We start from the raw sequence: 12,490 nt of genomic DNA, 5'->3' as shown, positions 1-12,490 counted from the left end.
TACGACGACGACGTCCGTACGGCGTGACCATCGATCCCGGGTCGGAGAGGTGCCCCCGCTCAAAGGGGATTACGACGCAGTGCGGGGCGTACTGTTGATGTCACCTGGTGTCGGAGAGGTGCCCCCGCTCAAAGGGGATTACGACCTCGGAGCTTCTTGCCCTTGTGCTCCACATCTTGGTCGGAGAGGTGCCCCCGCTCAAAGGGGATTACGACCGAGCAGGGCGTCTAGGTCTTCACGCCGGCTCGCGTCGGAGAGGTGCCCCGCTCAAAGGGGATTACGACGGTGACAGTGTCCCTCCTTAGACTCAATTTTTTGGTCGGTTGAACAGTTGCAATTTCCCGAGCACCGCGCAACGCTGACTGTCAGTTGCCATACTCACTACCGTGAAAACAAAGGAACGCCCGCAGAATGACGCCTGCATCAATGTTTCCAGTGAAATACGCAACAATATTGTTCGCCACGCAATAGTCACAGCAAGGCTCAGGGAAACCCTGTCACGCCGCGGCCGGACGACGACGCGTCCGGCACCCGACGGTGCGGCAACGCTCAGTCCCGCGACCCGATTCGCTTGAACACCCGTGTCTGCTCGGTGAGGGCTGTCTCCACGGGCAGTCTTTCCATACTGGATGCACCGTAGAATCCGTTGCAGCCCGGGCAATGGGTGAGTATGTAGCGGGCGTCCTCCGGCATGGCGATGGGGCCACCGTGACACAGCGCGACGATGTCCGGGCGTACGCTGCGGGCAGCATCGATCCAGGCGTTGATCGCCGGAACGCAGTCGGCCAGGCTCATGGCGGTCTCGGCACCGATGCTGCCACCGGTGGTCAGCCCCATGTGACAGACGATGATGTCGGCGCCCGCCTCGGCCATGGCGACGGCGTCGGCCTCGGAGAAGACATAGGGCGTCGTCAGCATCTCCGCCGCCCGTGCCCGAGCGATCAGCTCCACCTCGCGCGCGTAGCTCATCCCCGTCTCCTCCAGATTCGCCCTGAAGTTGCCGTCGATGAGCCCGACAGTGGGAAAGTTCTGCACGCCTGCAAAGCCGATGTCACTGAGCTGCGCGAGGAAATAATCGACGTCCATGAACGGATCGGTGCCGTTCACGCCGGCGAGCACCGGCGTATGGTCTACGACGGGCAGCACTTCCCTGGCCATTTCCAGGACTACATCGTTGGCATTGCCATAGGCGAGAAGCCCGGCCAGCGAGCCGCGTCCGGCCATGCGATAGCGCCCGGAGTTGTAGATGACGATCAGGTCGATGCCACCAGCCTCCTCGCACTTGGCCGACAAACCCGTGCCGGCGCCGCCACCGATAATGGGCTCCCCCCGGCGCACCATGTCCTGGAAACGGTTGGCGAGCGCCTCGCGGCTCCATCGGGTCATAGTCTGTTCCCTCATTCTACATTCGCGATTTCGTGGAAATGCTCGATCAGCGCCTCGGCGAACGCCCGGTCGTTGACGTTGTATGGCAGGCGGATCACCCGGCGGTCATCACTCTCCACCACCGTGTGCTCGAGCGCCTGGAACAATGCGGCATCCGCCTCAGGGTCATGGAACGGCTGTCCGGGCGCGTCGATGGCGGAGACGCCACCTTCGGGCAGCAGAAACCGCATTTTTCCGGGACAGCGGTTGAGCTTCTCGCCGATCCAGTGGCCCATGCGCGCGTTCTCCTCGGGTGTCGTGCGCATCAGCGTCACCTGGGGGTTGTGCTCGTAGAATGTCCGCCCGCGATAGTGCTCCGGCACGGTCTCCGGGGCGCCGAAGTTCACCATGTCCAGCGCCCCGCACGAGCCGACATAGGGCACGCCGGTACGGGCAATCGCATCCAGGCGGCCTTCGCCGGCACTGAACACGCCGCCCATGAGCAGGTCGCAGACTTCGGTGGTCGTGATGTCCAGCACCCCGGCGAGCATCCGGCTGTCCACCAGCTTCTCCATGGACTGCCCGCCGGTGCCCACCGCATGGAAGACGAGGCAGTCATACTGCGCCTCCAACCGCTCGGTGACCTGGCCCACGCAGGCCGTCGTGACCCCGAACATGGTGAGTCCGATGGCGGGTTTGTCGTCGGTGGCTACCGGTACGGGACTGGCCAGCATGCCCGCAAGCGCGTGGGCGGCGTTTCCCAGCACGCGCCGGGATATCCGGTTGAGACCGGCAACGTCGGTGACCGAGGGCATCATGGCGATGTCAGCGGGACCCACGTAGGGCGCGACGTTCCCGGAGGCGACCGTGGAGACGAGCACCTTGGGAATGCCGACGTCGAGCTCCTGCAACGCCGGCGCGATCATCGCCGTGCCACCGGATCCGCCCATCCCCAGAACGCCGCCCAGGTCCGGCTGCGCGGGCAGGAAGCGCTGCAGGGCCTGCGCCATCGCGGTCACGGCCTGGCCACGGTCGTCCACGAAAACCGCATCGATACCCCAGGGGTGATGGCCTGCGACCTCCATTGCCGTAATGTCGACGCCCGTCCCATCGCTGCGGATACCGATATCCACCAACACGGGGGTAATCCCCGCCGCCTCCAGGAGATCGCAGGCGTATCGCAGCTCCGGACCTTTGGTGTCGCAGGTTCCTATGACGTAGGCCTTACCGGTCATTTTTCTCCTCCCTGAAGTCTTCAGTATCGCGATATCGCCGGCGTGCGCCGCACGACGCTTGCCTCCGAGCTTCGTCGTTTGCACAACCCGTTCCAACAGCAACGTCTTGGGTATTACGGGCGTTTGCCGATCCCAAAAGAGCGCGCCCGTCGGGTAATATCGAGGCCCGGGGTTACGGAATTACGCAGGATTACTCAATTTGGGAAACGGTTCGAACGCGCTCGTACAGGGGGTGAACGGCCAGCTCGTCGATCACGTCGAGGACGACCGGCCGGCCGACGGTGAGCTCGTGATCATCAGCCCGCTCGCAGCGTCACTGCCCTGGGAGCTTGGTGAAATCGCTTGTGCACTGCCGGTTGGTGATGCCAACGGCACACTGCTCGAGGCGCTGAACGGCGAGCGTCCGAGAAGCGGCGTGTTCGCAGGCATGCTGGTACACGACCCGTTTCGCCGCACCGACGACCTCCTCGACGCCCTGTGCGAGCGTGGCGTGGCCGGCGTGGTCAATTGGCCGAGCGTCGGCGCCCTCGACGGCGAAACCGCCTCCGCGCTGGCGCACTCCGGATTCCGGTACGCAGACGAGTTGGCATTTCTCCAGCAAGCGTCCAGCCGAGGCCTGCACACTGCGGTTCGCATTCACGACATCGGCCAGCTGGAAGCCGCGCTGGAAATCAGGCCCAGCGGACTGATCGTCGCTCCCGGCGCACAAGCGGCGCCCGGCTCTGACCCGAACGCACTGCCCGACGGGATGGCAGCAGTGCTCGACGCGGTCGATACGCTGGGGGACGTACAGGCATGGGCATATCTGCCCGGGAATACGAATGACGTGGACCGGCTTCTACCACCTTCGGTGGGTGTCATCCGCCACGCCGGTCCCCCGTCGCGAGCTGACGATCCCGCACCGGCGTACTAAGCCCGACACACCCCTGCCCTAAAGCAAGCCGTAGCGACGCATCTTGTTATAGAGGGTCTTGCGGGAAATGCCCAACGCTCGCGCGGTGTCCCCACGGCGAAAGCGGTGGCGGGTCAGGGCCTCGAGAATCCAATCGCGCTCACTGCCGGACACGCGCGATGGTTCTTCCGCGGTGGGCGCTTCCCCATGAGCACGGCTTTCCACGATCACCGTCGGGGTCGGGGCCAGGGGCGGCAGATCCGCGGACGATACGGTGTCGCCCTCGCACATGATCGCGGCGCGCTCGAGCACGTTGCGCAGCTCGCGCACGTTACCGGGCCAGTCGTGGCTCATGAGGGCGCGATACGCCGCCGAATCCAGATCGGTCACTCGCGGGTTGATCTCACTGGCGATACGCGGCAGCAGATAACGCACCAGCAACGGAATATCCTCGATGCGCTCGCGCAGCGTGGGTAATGCGATCTCCACCGCATTCAACCGGTAGAAGAGATCCGGGCGGAAGGCGCCGTCGGCGACCATGCGCCGGAGATCCCGATTGGTCGCGCAGACGATGCGGGCGTCGGTGCGCCGGGGTTGATTGCTGCCCAACCGCTCGAAGGAGCCGTCCTCCAGCACGCGCAACAATTTCGCCTGCAGAGGTGCGGCCAGCTCACCGATCTCGTCCAGCAGCAACGTCGAGCCGTTGGCCTGCTCGAAGCGACCGGCGCGTGCCTTCGCCGCGCCGGTGAACGCCCCGGCTTCGTGGCCGAAGAGCTCGCTTTCGAGCAGATCCGCGGGAATCGCTGCGCAGTTGACCGCGATCATCCGGTGCTCACGACGGCGGCTGCTGGCGTGAATCGCTCGGGCCACCAGCTCTTTGCCGGTACCGTTGGCGCCGGTGATGAGCACGCTGAGATCACTCCCCGCCACCTTCGTGATCATGTGAACGACGGCGCTGATCGCGGCGGACCGCCCGATGAGGCCATACTCGTGGCCCTCGCCCAGCCATTCGCTTTTCAACGTGGCGATGCGGCGCTTGAGCTTCGGCACCGCCTTGTAAGCCGAGGTGGTCTCGGCAACCGCCGCCTCCAGAGGTATCCGGTCGATCGTCGAACCGCCGACATATCCGTCAGCCCCCGAGGCGTCTGCCACCTGTTGCGCATCCTCGGGTGTGGCGATGGGTCCCCCCTCTACGGCGCACACGACGCCTTTTCGGCGACGGCGCACTCGCGTGAAAACCTTGTGCGCATGACGCCCCGCCCCGGCCAGGGTGTAGCGACTGGGTACGCCCGCGGCACCACCGCTGTTCCAGCCGTAGTTGATGCAGACCACATCGGCGCCGGCATCGGTCATGGCGAGCGCTTCGTCACGACGGCGAACGTAGCCGAAGGTGCGAAGCCCGCCATCTCTCGCCGCCCGGATCAGCTCGAGCTCACGCTCGAATCCGACGCCCAGACGCTCGAGCTGCCCCCGCATGGCGCCGTTTACGTGCACCGCGGTCGGGAAATTGCACACGCCATCGAAACCCGCCGCCTTGACCGCTTCGAGCAATTCATTCACCCGGTAGCGTGGATCGAACACACACAGCCCGCAGAACACCGGCAACGTCACGCGCCCAAGAATCTCGGCACGCGCGAAGTCGAGCACCGCGCGATTGTTGTCGGCCAGCGGCAACATGCAGGATATGGACGGCGCGCCCATAACACGCAGGCGCCCGGCGTACAGCGCGAGGAGGAAGTCGGCTCCGCCACGCTCCGCGGCACATGCGTTCATGCCCGTTCCAATGGCCGCGCCCACCCGGAATTCGCGCCCGACGCGCTCCCGCCGATCCAACCTCAATGCCCGCGATTCCTTCTCGCCCGTTCCCAAGACAACTCCATTCGCCGAATTACGGGACCCATGCGGCCACGGGCGTGTTTCCGCCCTTCGCGCCCGCAACCGCAGGGGCAATACTACGCCTCGGCGAGAAAGCCCGCTAACCGCTCGTTGACCGTCTCCGGCGCCGAGCGCGGCAGGTGATGATCGCCACCCGGGACTATCTCCAGCCGTGCGCCGCCGATGCGGTCGGCGATCTCCCGAGCCAGCTCCGGCGGTGTCGCGTGATCCTCGGCACCGACCATCACCAACGTGCGAGCGCGCACATGGGGTAACAGCTCGCGGATATCGGGACGCTCCAACGTCGCTGCATCGATCGCCAACGCCAGGCCGCTGGGATCGAGCGCGGCCAGCCGTTGGCGATCACGTCGCGCCGCAACCGCTTCCCGTGTAAGCGAGGACGAGCCGCGAAGCGCACGCTCGATGTCGAGCCACGTCTCCGCACGTGCTGCTTCGTCGCCGTCGACGAGCGCCTTGCGGATGCTTCGCCACAAGCCGTGGCGCTCCTCCGGCTCGGCAAGGGCACTCGTGCCCATCAGCACGAGACGATCCACCAGATCGGGCCGTTCGGCAGCCAGGCGCAGTCCGACCATGCCGCCCTGGCTATGTCCCACGAAAGTGACGGGAGCAAGCCGGCGCTCTTCGATCAACAGCGCGAGGTCCGCGGCGACATCGGCGAGCGACCAGCCCTCCGGCCGAAAGCCGCTCACCCCATGAGCGGGCATGTCCAGCCCGAGGCAGCGGTGCGTTTCCCGCAAGGCCCGCCGTTGCTCGTCGAACAACGTGTGATCGACGAACAGGCCGTGAGCGAAGAGCATAGACGGACCGTCGCCCTGATCGTGGAGCGCGTAGGCGGTCCCGTTGACTCGGAGCGGCTCGGGGGCAGCCGGCGCCGCCGGGTCGAAGGCCCGGCTCACCGCCAGCGAATCCTCGAATATCTGGTAGCGGGTGATCATCCCGCCGCGGACGGTGAAACGCATGGCGAAATCGCCTTCGAAGCCGTTGCCGGTGGCCACGGCGGTGTGGCGGAAATGGCCGAGAACGATCACATCGTCGCCGTCGCTGAGAATACGGTCGGTCGTGACCGCTTTGGGGGCGATGTCACGGGGAAAGGCCCGGAGCCATTCGCGCACACGCTCGCGGCCACGCAGAAACCCGACGGTCGGCACCGTCACGGCCCCGTCCACGTGCCACGCCACCGCCGGGTCGAGCCACCGGCAAGCGTCATCCATGTCGCCGCTGCCAAAGGCGTCGAGAAAACCGCTCACCACCTGCGCCGGCGACGTTGTTGCTGTATCGGCTGCATCCTCGGTCATCGCTGTCTCTCCGTACATCACATCGGGTGTCAGGGGTACGGAGTATCGGCTTTCCATTTTTGGATGAATAGACGCCACAATGGCACACCAGCAATCCATATATGGAACACCCGATGAACTGGGATGACTTGACCGTATTTCTTGCGCTTGCACGTACCGGCAGCCTGCGGGCCGCCGGTTCCAGGCTCGCATCCAGCCCGCAGACGATCGCCCGTCGGGTTGCGCGGCTGGAGACGGATCTGGGGATTACGCTGTTTACGCGCACCGCCAACGGCTACTTCCTCACCGACGAGGGCAACGCCGTGTTGCCTTTAGCCGAGGCTGCCGAGAATCGAATGCGTGAGTTCGAGCATGCGGCAGCCGGGCGCATGCAGGTGGCGGAAGGCACGGTGCGGTTGGCCACGGCCGAAAACTTCGCGACGCTGCTGCTCATCCCGGCGTTGCCGGCGTTGTACCGTGACCATCCGAAGGTACGCCTGGAATTCGTCACCGGCGTCGCCGCAATCGGTTTGAACCGCTACGAGGCGGATCTGGCATTGCGCGCCAAGCGGCCCGAGAACGGCAATCTGACGGTCCAACGGCTGGCCAGGATGGCGTACGCCGTCTATGCGACACCGGGTTTCCTGGACACGCATCCCGCCTCGGCCGAGGCGCCGCTCGACGCCTGCCCGCTCATCACCTGGGATGACGCCTACGCTCATTTGCCTGCCGCACGCTGGCTGTCGGCCCACGCCAGCGGCCCTTGCGCTCTGGCAACCACCAGCCTGGCCGCACAGGTCGCTGCGTGCCGGGCCGGCCTCGGCCTGGCGGTGTTGCCGTGCGTGGTGGCCGAAGCGACACCCGGACTGGTGCCGGTCATCGGTCCGGACGCGGTATTCGCCGATGAGCTCTGGCTGGTTACCCAGGCGGACCTAGCCGGCTCCCGACGGGTCGCGGCGGTGGCGGACTGGATCCGGACTACTGTCGCCGAGGTCGCGCCGACACTGGAAGGCCGCCGCGGTGACCGGCCCGATTGACCTGCTACGAGCCACCGAGCCATGTCACCTCGACGGCGCGGCGCTCAGCGCCCTGTGTCGCCGTGGCCGCCAGCCACGTTGCCCTCGGGTACCAGCTCCCGAACCGGCCTGACCTCGACACTGCCATAGCGCGCAGGCGGAATCCTGCCCGCTAGCTGGATGGCTTCGTTGAGGTCCCGCGCGTCCAGTAGATAGAAGCCTGCCAGCTGCTCTTTCGTCTCCGCGAATGGCCCGTCCGTAGTACTCATCTGACTGTTGCGCACCCGTACGGTGGTCGCCGTCTCCACCGGCTGCAGCGGTTCGCCGCCCAGGTAGTGCCCCTTGGCCTGGAGATTCTCGACGCCGGCCATGCATTCCTGATTCAGTGCGTCCCACTCGCTCTGGGACATTGCCTTCATGATGTTCTCGTCGTAATAAACGAGCGCCACGTACTTCATCGTCATCCTCCGTAATGGTCGCCGCGTGACTCGACGCGCCGTCTGGTAGAAGGTGGTGAGCCATTCGGACTCATCGAGTAATCGAGTGGCCGTGACGGCTTTCGACACAAACGACACAAAGACCGGTGGCGCTCCTGATCACCCTGCGTGATGGCGACCCTGCCGGATACCCAACGCAATGCGCCGCGGGTGACGGGTTGCCCGCGGCGCATTGCGTTCAGCGTCTTCCAAACGCGAGCATGATAGTCGGAAATGTCACATATCCGCGAATGTCTCGCAGACGTCGGCCGTGGCGCCGGGATTGTGCTGCTCGGTATGGGTGACATCGCCGTCGACGGTTCCGAGCTCGACGCGCCACTGGTGATCCTGGTTTTTCGGATCGCAGCCCCCCTCACTGCCGCCACCGAAGTTGGAATCTATCCAGTAGTGGACCTCATAGCGCTCGCCCGCGGTCAGAGCGTCCGGAAACGACAGGGAGAAGGCCGGAGAATCGTCGCTCGACACGGTCCCGGACTGCCGGGCGACGACCTCGCCGGAGTCCGGCGCCACGACCGCGGCAGCGATGGGCTGCCCACCGTGGGCACCGTTGAAGCTGGCGTCACCAGCAAATGTAAGGCTGTAGGATTCCGCGGCAAACGCCAGGGATCCGCTGAAGGCGAAAACCGCGACCGCCGTGGCGATGCGCAGGTTCGCCGCCATGCATCTCGTATCCATGTCCATTGCCTCCCGCTCGCAAATAACCGGTCGGATAGAAGGCGGCCGACGAGCCGTTCGGTCGATGCGCCACCGTCAGCGAAGGCCGCCTCATGGGAAAGCGTAGCCACTGCACGAAAAACCGCCCAGCATGTTCCTTGCGGATAGGACCGAATCCACCGCATCGCTCACGGCGAGCCCATGCCCCGGCCGTAAAGTCGGCCGTCCCGCGTGCTATCACGTTTTCGAAATATGCGTCCCGAAAATCGCGTGAAGTCGAAAGGTTGGTACGCTCGGTTGCGCCGGCGTTTGCGTCAATGACGCGCAGGCGCTCGGGGAAAAATGAACGGTTTCCCGACTGCACCTCGCCTCACAGAGAGATGACGTGGTGGCACCAAAGTGCCTCAGGCGCCGGAGTCGGCATCGAACTCGAAATCGTCCTCATCGTCGAAGTCCGGACCATCGTGCCGCCTGATCACGTCATGGAGCTCCGCGATCCATTTCTCTTCATCCGGACTGATCCAGAACGCCACGCGTTCATCGCGGGTATCCACCGCCCTCGCGACCCGCGGTGAGCTCATGCCGGCATAAGGTCGATCATGAGCCACGCGAACGAGCTCTTCATCATCCAGGGAGTTGGCAACGACATTACCGTTCGGGTCGACGAGGACAAAAACCCAAGGTGGTGACGGTCCCGCGAGCGGGTCACACATGGTACTGGAAACCAGGATTCGATATCCGTCCGGCATCCCCCAAACACCGTGCAAAGCGTAATACAACATGGGGGCTGTCCTGTCGGTTTGCATGACACCCCCGTATATAGCAATCATACGGCTGGCATTGCATTCAAATGCCGCGAAACTCCAACCAATCTGAAACCGATCAACCGACACGGCCGCTGACGGCCGATCGTGGTCACGCCGGCAAGCCACCCCGGGGTCGCGCCACTCCCCAAGCCGGTTATTCGGGCGTACGCCTCACTTACTAATCCGATCACAGGTAATGCCACATGTCAGCGAGCCTGTCGGGCACTCTCGCAAGGCGCGAGGAGCGTGGTGTAGCAAGGCCTACATGAGCGACGAGCAACGCCGCGAGAGTGCCCGACAGCCTCGCCCGAAGGGAGTGCTTGTGCGGCCCGGCCGTGGCGTTGCGCTCACTCGACGTGAGCCTCGCCACGCCTTCGCTCGCGCGCCTAGCAGCCGAACCGCACAAGCGCTCTGACACGTGGCATTACCTGTGATCGGATTAGTAAACGTGTGCACGGATGGCTCGAGTTCATTGACGATATACACGAACCGGCCATCGAGCGGTTGCGGCGATGCGACCGCGACCGTGAGATCGCGCTGCTGGCCCCCCTGTGCACACCGTGCCGGTGCCGTCAGTGCGATGACGTCACCTGGCGGCGTGCCCGACGCGTCGGAAAGCTCGAACGCCATTGCCCGCACGACATGCGCATCACACCCTTTCGCGAGTGTTACCCGACCGGTCACCACGTAACCGTCCTGCCCCCCTTGCGCGGCCGAGAGCTGCGTCAGTTCGTACGCCGGAAGCAGACGCCCAGGTGCGATAGGCACGGACTCGAATACCAGGTTGTCGTCATCCACGACGGCGGATGTCGGTTCGAACTCGACGCGGCGCACGACTTCCGGCACCACGGGCCTGGCAAGCACCCGCACCGCATCCGCCGCCATCCCCCGGGGCAACAGAACGCGCACGTGTCGATTCACAGGTCGATAGATATCCGGGCAGCCGCTTGGAGCGGTCGCCTGCAGCACAACCGCATGCGCACGTTCCGACGGCGTTCGCCCGACCAGCACGAGCGGACCGCTATCGGCGTAGCAATCATTGGGAAACCGCATGACCGCCGTCAGCCCCGCTCGGCCGCTTATACGCCTGAAACCACCGATTTCCAGTACTTTCGGCGCATTTGCAAACGAGTGGATCGCGCGCTCCGGAACGCTGAGGGTAACCGCACCCACATCGCCACTGCCGGACTGGGTCCCGATCGCCAATGCCAGAACCAACGCCCGCCCCAGCGTCACGCGGATATTCAAAGCTACGCTCACGTCAAAGACTCGAATCGGACTTGCCAGGGCGCGGAACGGATCCAGGGCCGTACTGGACCCGTTCCGGTCAGATCCGCCACGTCAATAATTTGACTTCCAGTTCTGCAGGTTGTCGAACACGGCCTCACGTATTCGCGTCGCGCCATTATAGCCCGTGCTGTCCACTCCGTAGGCGTGGATCCCGTAAATGATTCGGTCGTTGTCGTCACTGAAATACACGTAGACAGCACTTCCGCTCATGCCGCCGTATGTATCGCATGAGTGATAAAGCCGGTAAGTCTGAATGATCTCCAGACCACAATAGGCGTGCCACATCGTGCCACTGGGTTTGTCCGACGGATAACCGTTGATGTTGACATTGTACTTGGGCATGGGCTTTTTCCACCCGAAGGCCATCCAGCCGACCTGTTGCCCCACGTCCTCGTCGAGAACGATCATCGCGTAGTCATAGTTGCGGTCATGGCTGTTCGTCCATCCCTGCACGGTGATGGCCCACTGCCACCCGATCTCGCCGTAGGGCCGGTACGAGCCGTCCTGCCCCGGCGAAAAGTCCAACTGCGAGTACCACTGGTCAGTGTAGATATTGTAGACGCAATGCCCCGCCGTGAGGACATGGCGTGGTCCGATGAGCGTGCCGGTGCACCCGAGATCGATGCGCCCCATGGTTCGAAAGGGAAAATAGGTGGTCGCAGTCACCTGCACCCGTGTATCGGCGCCAATGATGCTCTCGATCCCGATCGATCCCGACGAAAACGTCTGCGATCGCTCGGCGAGGCGTCTGCCAGCGCCCTCGGCGGCCCCTCTCCCCTGGAACCCCGTGTCTTCCGACCCTTTCGCTCGCGGCACAGAGCCCTCGCCACCGAAGGACTCGACAGCATCCACGACGGCCTTCACCGCCGCGTCACTGGGCCGCAGCACGCGCCTGCTCCCGTCGCGCGCCACCACGACCGCCGTGAGATCGTGTCGTACCTGTTCCTCGCTACGCTTCCCGGCGGCGAGATCGTCCTTGATGGGTAGCTGCGACGGCGGCACGAAGCGCTCTCTGTGATCGAACTCGACCTTTCCGGCTCCGGTGGCGGCTGCACCGCTGGCCGAACCAGTGAACCCTTCCTGGACCTCGCCCTGCTGGGCGATTGCCGACGTGACAAACATCACCGATGCCGTCAATGCCACGCCCGATATGCCGATCGCACGGACGAACCGGCGACCTTTCACTTTGAATGTCATGGCGTAATTCCCCCAGTCGAATTCGAATCTTCAACTTCACATGTGATAACACACCTCCCTTAACGCCCATGATCCGAGGAGTTCAACCGACTGCGTGAATTCTCGGAGCGGGAACATCGCAAAGCGGCGCTCACCGGACACATGCACTCGTTCCCTAATGGCAGGGATTATCCAGAACGCGTTCCACCACCCCCAGTTTTTAGGGGTGGCCGGTGAACACAGACAAAGAACGCCCGCCCGATCCTACTGAGCGAGAATAGCCTTTCGCGGCATCAAAACAACGGGGCTGCGACGGATTATCGACCGATTCGGAGTCATTTCCTCCATAACCGATTGGCCTTATTGGGGTTCGGGCACTTACGATTCGC

At 64.2% G+C, this 12,490-nt stretch carries 11 protein-coding genes; 2 read left to right on the top strand and 9 right to left on the bottom strand.

Features of this window, described 5'->3' with window-relative positions; all coding sequences use genetic code 11:
* Positions 1–549 precede the first annotated feature (549 nt).
* Together ACPEES_RS20090 and ACPEES_RS20085 are read right to left on the bottom strand one after the other, a co-directional pair.
* On the bottom strand, positions 550–1,386 hold the full coding sequence (locus ACPEES_RS20090) for a phosphoenolpyruvate hydrolase family protein (RefSeq protein WP_435105603.1): 837 nt from the start codon (positions 1,384–1,386) through the stop codon (positions 550–552).
* 11 nt (positions 1,387–1,397) lie between these two features.
* Positions 1,398–2,600, bottom strand: coding sequence for a Tm-1-like ATP-binding domain-containing protein (locus ACPEES_RS20085; protein WP_435105601.1), 1,203 nt, complete (start codon positions 2,598–2,600; stop codon positions 1,398–1,400).
* Positions 2,601–2,799: 199 nt separating this feature from the next.
* Between ACPEES_RS20085 and ACPEES_RS20080 the strand changes: the two genes are divergently transcribed.
* Positions 2,800–3,513: a phosphoenolpyruvate hydrolase family protein gene (locus ACPEES_RS20080; protein ID WP_435105599.1), complete on the top strand. Its 714-nt coding sequence runs from the start codon at positions 2,800–2,802 to the stop codon at positions 3,511–3,513.
* 18 nt (positions 3,514–3,531) lie between these two features.
* Here ACPEES_RS20080 and ACPEES_RS20075 read toward each other — a convergent pair whose 3' ends face one another.
* Positions 3,532–5,289 (bottom strand): phosphoenolpyruvate hydrolase family protein, encoded by a 1,758-nt coding sequence (locus tag ACPEES_RS20075; RefSeq protein ID WP_435105605.1) that lies wholly within the window; start codon positions 5,287–5,289, stop codon positions 3,532–3,534.
* A 155-nt stretch (positions 5,290–5,444) separates the two neighbouring features.
* The gene (locus tag ACPEES_RS20070; RefSeq protein ID WP_435105597.1) at positions 5,445–6,683 is read right to left on the bottom strand and encodes an alpha/beta fold hydrolase; all 1,239 of its coding nucleotides are present in this window, start codon (positions 6,681–6,683) and stop codon (positions 5,445–5,447) included.
* A 113-nt stretch (positions 6,684–6,796) separates the two neighbouring features.
* Here ACPEES_RS20070 and ACPEES_RS20065 point away from each other — a divergent pair, with 113 nt between their 5' ends.
* Positions 6,797–7,699 (top strand): LysR family transcriptional regulator, encoded by a 903-nt coding sequence (locus ACPEES_RS20065; protein ID WP_435105596.1) that lies wholly within the window; start codon positions 6,797–6,799, stop codon positions 7,697–7,699.
* A 44-nt stretch (positions 7,700–7,743) separates the two neighbouring features.
* On the opposite strand, the gene ACPEES_RS20060 is transcribed toward ACPEES_RS20065, so the two are convergent.
* From ACPEES_RS20060 to ACPEES_RS20040, 5 genes are all read right to left on the bottom strand, one after another.
* The gene (locus ACPEES_RS20060; RefSeq protein ID WP_435105594.1) at positions 7,744–8,136 is read right to left on the bottom strand and encodes a YciI family protein; all 393 of its coding nucleotides are present in this window, start codon (positions 8,134–8,136) and stop codon (positions 7,744–7,746) included.
* A gap of 255 nt (positions 8,137–8,391) precedes the next feature.
* Positions 8,392–8,850 (bottom strand): hypothetical protein, encoded by a 459-nt coding sequence (locus ACPEES_RS20055; protein ID WP_435105592.1) that lies wholly within the window; start codon positions 8,848–8,850, stop codon positions 8,392–8,394.
* A 383-nt stretch (positions 8,851–9,233) separates the two neighbouring features.
* Complete coding sequence (locus ACPEES_RS20050) at positions 9,234–9,542, bottom strand: hypothetical protein (RefSeq protein WP_435105591.1); 309 nt, start codon at positions 9,540–9,542, stop codon at positions 9,234–9,236.
* 354 nt (positions 9,543–9,896) lie between these two features.
* Positions 9,897–10,895, bottom strand: coding sequence for a hypothetical protein (locus tag ACPEES_RS20045; RefSeq protein WP_435105588.1), 999 nt, complete (start codon positions 10,893–10,895; stop codon positions 9,897–9,899).
* An 81-nt stretch (positions 10,896–10,976) separates the two neighbouring features.
* Entirely contained in the window at positions 10,977–12,122 is a 1,146-nt protein-coding gene (locus ACPEES_RS20040) for a trypsin-like serine peptidase (RefSeq protein WP_435105586.1), read from the bottom strand.
* Between the last annotated feature and the right edge of the window lie 368 nt (positions 12,123–12,490).

It is taken from the genome of Arhodomonas sp. AD133, assembly GCF_051195215.1.
In the GTDB taxonomy this organism is placed as follows: Bacteria; Pseudomonadota; Gammaproteobacteria; order Nitrococcales; family Nitrococcaceae; genus Arhodomonas.
Note: the sequence above shows the minus strand (reverse complement) of the source record. Positions and strands in the feature narration are given on the sequence as shown.